General features: G+C 61.5%; 3 protein-coding genes. All 3 read left to right on the top strand.

The features are described 5' to 3' along the window. Positions 1–799 (top strand): substrate-binding domain-containing protein (locus tag EOA36_RS32185; protein ID WP_127280867.1); only part of this gene is annotated, 799 nt, incomplete at its 5' end. A gap of 191 nt (positions 800–990) precedes the next feature. After that, positions 991–1,671 carry a hypothetical protein gene (locus tag EOA36_RS32180; RefSeq protein ID WP_245464532.1) on the top strand — a complete coding sequence of 227 codons (681 nt, stop codon included), beginning with the start codon at positions 991–993 and terminating at the stop codon, positions 1,669–1,671. A 394-nt stretch (positions 1,672–2,065) separates the two neighbouring features. After that, positions 2,066–3,007, top strand: coding sequence for a sugar ABC transporter substrate-binding protein (locus EOA36_RS32175; RefSeq protein ID WP_127280865.1), 942 nt, complete (start codon positions 2,066–2,068; stop codon positions 3,005–3,007). Positions 3,008–3,038 lie beyond the last annotated feature (31 nt).

The following is a 3,038-nucleotide window of genomic DNA, read 5'->3' as shown; positions in this document are numbered from 1 at the left end:
CTACACGGAGTTCGCGCGGCAACTCGAACTCGCGGTGTCGCAATCGCAGCGCTTTCGCGGCGTCGCGATCATCGACTTCGCCGTTTCGCTGACGCCGGACGAAATCGTCGAGCGCACGCGCAAGCTGGCGGCCAAGTGCAAGGCCGTCGCCCTGGTCGGGCCGGATCACCCGGCGCTGACGGTCATTGTCGAGGAGATGAAGGCCAGGGGATTGCCGGTTTTTTCGCTGCTGTCCGACTTCGCCGCCGGCATTCGCGAGGGCTATGTCGGCCTCGACAACCGCAAGGTCGGCCGCACAGCAGCCTGGATGATCTCGAAAGCGGCGAAGCGGCCGGGCAAGGTCGCGCTTTTCGTCGGCAGCCACCGCTTCCACGGCCATGAGCTGCGCGAGATCGGCTTCCGCTCCTTCTTCCGCGAACAGGCGCCGGACTTCACCCTGCTCGAAACGCTGGTCAATCTCGAGGCCAACCAGATCACGCAGGACACGCTGCTCGACCTGCTCGGCCGTCATCCGGACCTCGTCGGCTGCTATGTCGCGGGCGGCGGCATGGAAGGCGCGGTCGCGGCGCTTAGGCAGGCCAAGCCAGCAGAGATGCCAGCGGTGGTCTGCAACGAGATATCGGCGGTCTCGCGATCCGCCCTGGCGGACGGGGTGCTGACCATGGTGATCTCCACGCCTCTGGCGGCTTTGTGCCGCGAACTGCTCGATCTCATGGCGCACGCCATCGAGACGGGCGCGGCTAACGCTCCCGGCCAGACCTTCCTGCCGTTCGACATCTACCTGCCCGAGAACATCTAGCGAGCCAGGGCTTTCAGCGCGTCGCCCGACGGGGGTATCCAAATTTGACGCATTAATGATTGCTAATATATACATGCCCGATGGGCGGAGATGGGTTTGGGTACATCGCTTTTGGGAGCGACGAGCTCTATGCGCGTGGCGCGCTCTTCAGCGCCCTTCGCCTGCTTTACTATTGCCCGGATGCCAGGGTCATGGTCCTGACCGACAGGCCCTCCATTTTCGACGGCTATCCTATCGAAACGATCGAGCTAACGGCCGAGAGAAAGGCCGAGATGTCCTTCGGCAATCGATACAGGTTTGGCATCAAGGCAGCCGGCATCGTCGATTTGCTGCGGCGTTGCGAGCGCCTGTTCTTCATGGACACGGACATGTATCCGACCGGCGACATATCGCGATGTTTCAGGCGAATTACAGCGTTGTCCTCCATAATGTGGCGGTGCGAAGGGCGCCCAAAGGCCCCTTATCGAGCGCTCGAAGGCAAAGGGCTCTCAATTGGAGGCCACATCCTGACCGGAGATGAAACCATGTGGGCGAGCGGCGTCCTTGGCGTTCATCATAACAACATTCCCGCGCTGGAGCGAGCATACGCCGCCAGCGAGAGAGTCAGTGAAATCGTGCGTTTGCATACCCCGGAACAATTCTGCATCGGCGTCGCGCTATCACAGGATGGGCGAACGATCAGCCGCCAGCAGCTGCCTATCCGCAATTACACCACCACCGGAACAAAGCTTCACGCCCGAAGGCGAATTGGAGTTTTCTTCGATGTCAGCGGCAAGCTCAGCGTCGAACAGCAGGTGAGGCAGGCGGCGGGATACAGGGTCTGGAGAGCGCCGCTCGATCTCTTGCTGCAGAGAGACATCTGGCATTTCTGAACTGCCATCGCCTGTCGACGGCATCCAGGGAACGGACCTGGCGCGCTGATGCCATAGGCCTCGCCGCCGGCGGCGGGCGTGCGCCTGTCTGCTCCGCCGCCAAGCCAGCGGCATTCTTCCGGCAGCATCCGCACACCGTCGACGCGTCCGCCAAAATCGCACGTCCGGTTTTGGAATCGCCCTTGACGCCTCCCGACGAAATGGAATAAATATTTCATCAGTGATGTATTTTGGTCCTTACGTTCCGGGAACATCTGTTTCAAACAGAGGCTTTGGCGTTCCAGCAAACGGCAGGCGCCACCGGGGAGAAGACAATCGGGAGAGATTCCCCGGGGAGATCGGGGATTCCGGAGAAATCGGTGCAACCGGACACCAAAGTGGAGGAGAGATTAAAATGAAGAAACTGCTTTTGGGCGTCGCCTTCGCGGCGCTGATGAGTTCATCGGCCATGGCCGCCAAGATCGGCGTCTCGATGGCCAAGTTCGACGACAATTTCCTTACCGTGCTGCGCAACGGCATGATCGAGCAGGCCAAGGGCATGAGCGGCGTCGAGCTGCAGGTCGAGGACGCGCAGAACGACGTCGCCAAGCAACTCGACCAGATCAAGAACTTCGCCGCTTCGGGCGTCGACGCCATCATCGTCAACCCGGTCGACACCTCGGCCACGCAGGCAATGTCGGACGCGGCCGCCGCGGCCAAGATCCCGCTGGTCTATGTCAACCGCCAGCCGGTCAATGTCGACACGTTGCCCGACAACCAGGCCTTCGTCGCTTCCAATGAGGCCGATTCCGGCACGCTCGAAACCAAGGAAGTCTGCCGCCTGTTCAAGGAAGCCGGCAAGAAGGAAGCCAATGTCTATGTCATCATGGGCGAGCTTTCCAACCAGGCCGCCGTGCAGCGCACCAAGGACATCGACGATGTCATCGCCACCCCGGACTGCAGCTTCATCAAGATCATCGACAAGCAGACCTCGAACTGGGATCGCGACCAGGCGCAGAACCTGATGACCAACTGGCTGTCGACCGGCAAGAAGTTCGACGGCGTCATCGCCAACAATGACGAAAGCGCCATCGGTGCCATCCAGGCGATGAAGGCCGCCAACATCGACATGAAGTCGGTTGTCGTCGGCGGCGTCGACGCCACCCAGGACGCGCTTGCCGCCATGCAGGCGGGCGACCTTGACGCAACCGTGTTCCAGGACGCAGCCGGCCAGGGCTCGGGCGCGCTGGACGCGGCGCTGAAGCTCGCCAAGGGCGAGAAGGTCGAACACAAGGTCTATGTCCCGTTCCAGCTGGTCACGCCTGCGAACATCGACAAGTTCTTGAAGAAGAACTGAGCCGCGGACATACGGAGCGGCGCTCTCGCGT

Origin of the sequence: Mesorhizobium sp. M8A.F.Ca.ET.021.01.1.1, assembly GCF_003998025.1 — a bacterium.
Classification (GTDB): Bacteria; Pseudomonadota; Alphaproteobacteria; order Rhizobiales; family Rhizobiaceae; genus Mesorhizobium.
Note: the sequence above shows the minus strand (reverse complement) of the source record. Positions and strands in the feature narration are given on the sequence as shown.

Bases quoted from the DNA above. Each gene is read 5' to 3' on its own strand.
- EOA36_RS32180 (WP_245464532.1), top strand. From the start codon at position 991: ATGGTCCTGACCGACAGGCCCTCCATTTTCGACGGCTATCCTATCGAA.
- EOA36_RS32175 (WP_127280865.1), top strand. From the start codon at position 2,066: ATGAAGAAACTGCTTTTGGGCGTCGCCTTCGCGGCGCTGATGAGTTCA.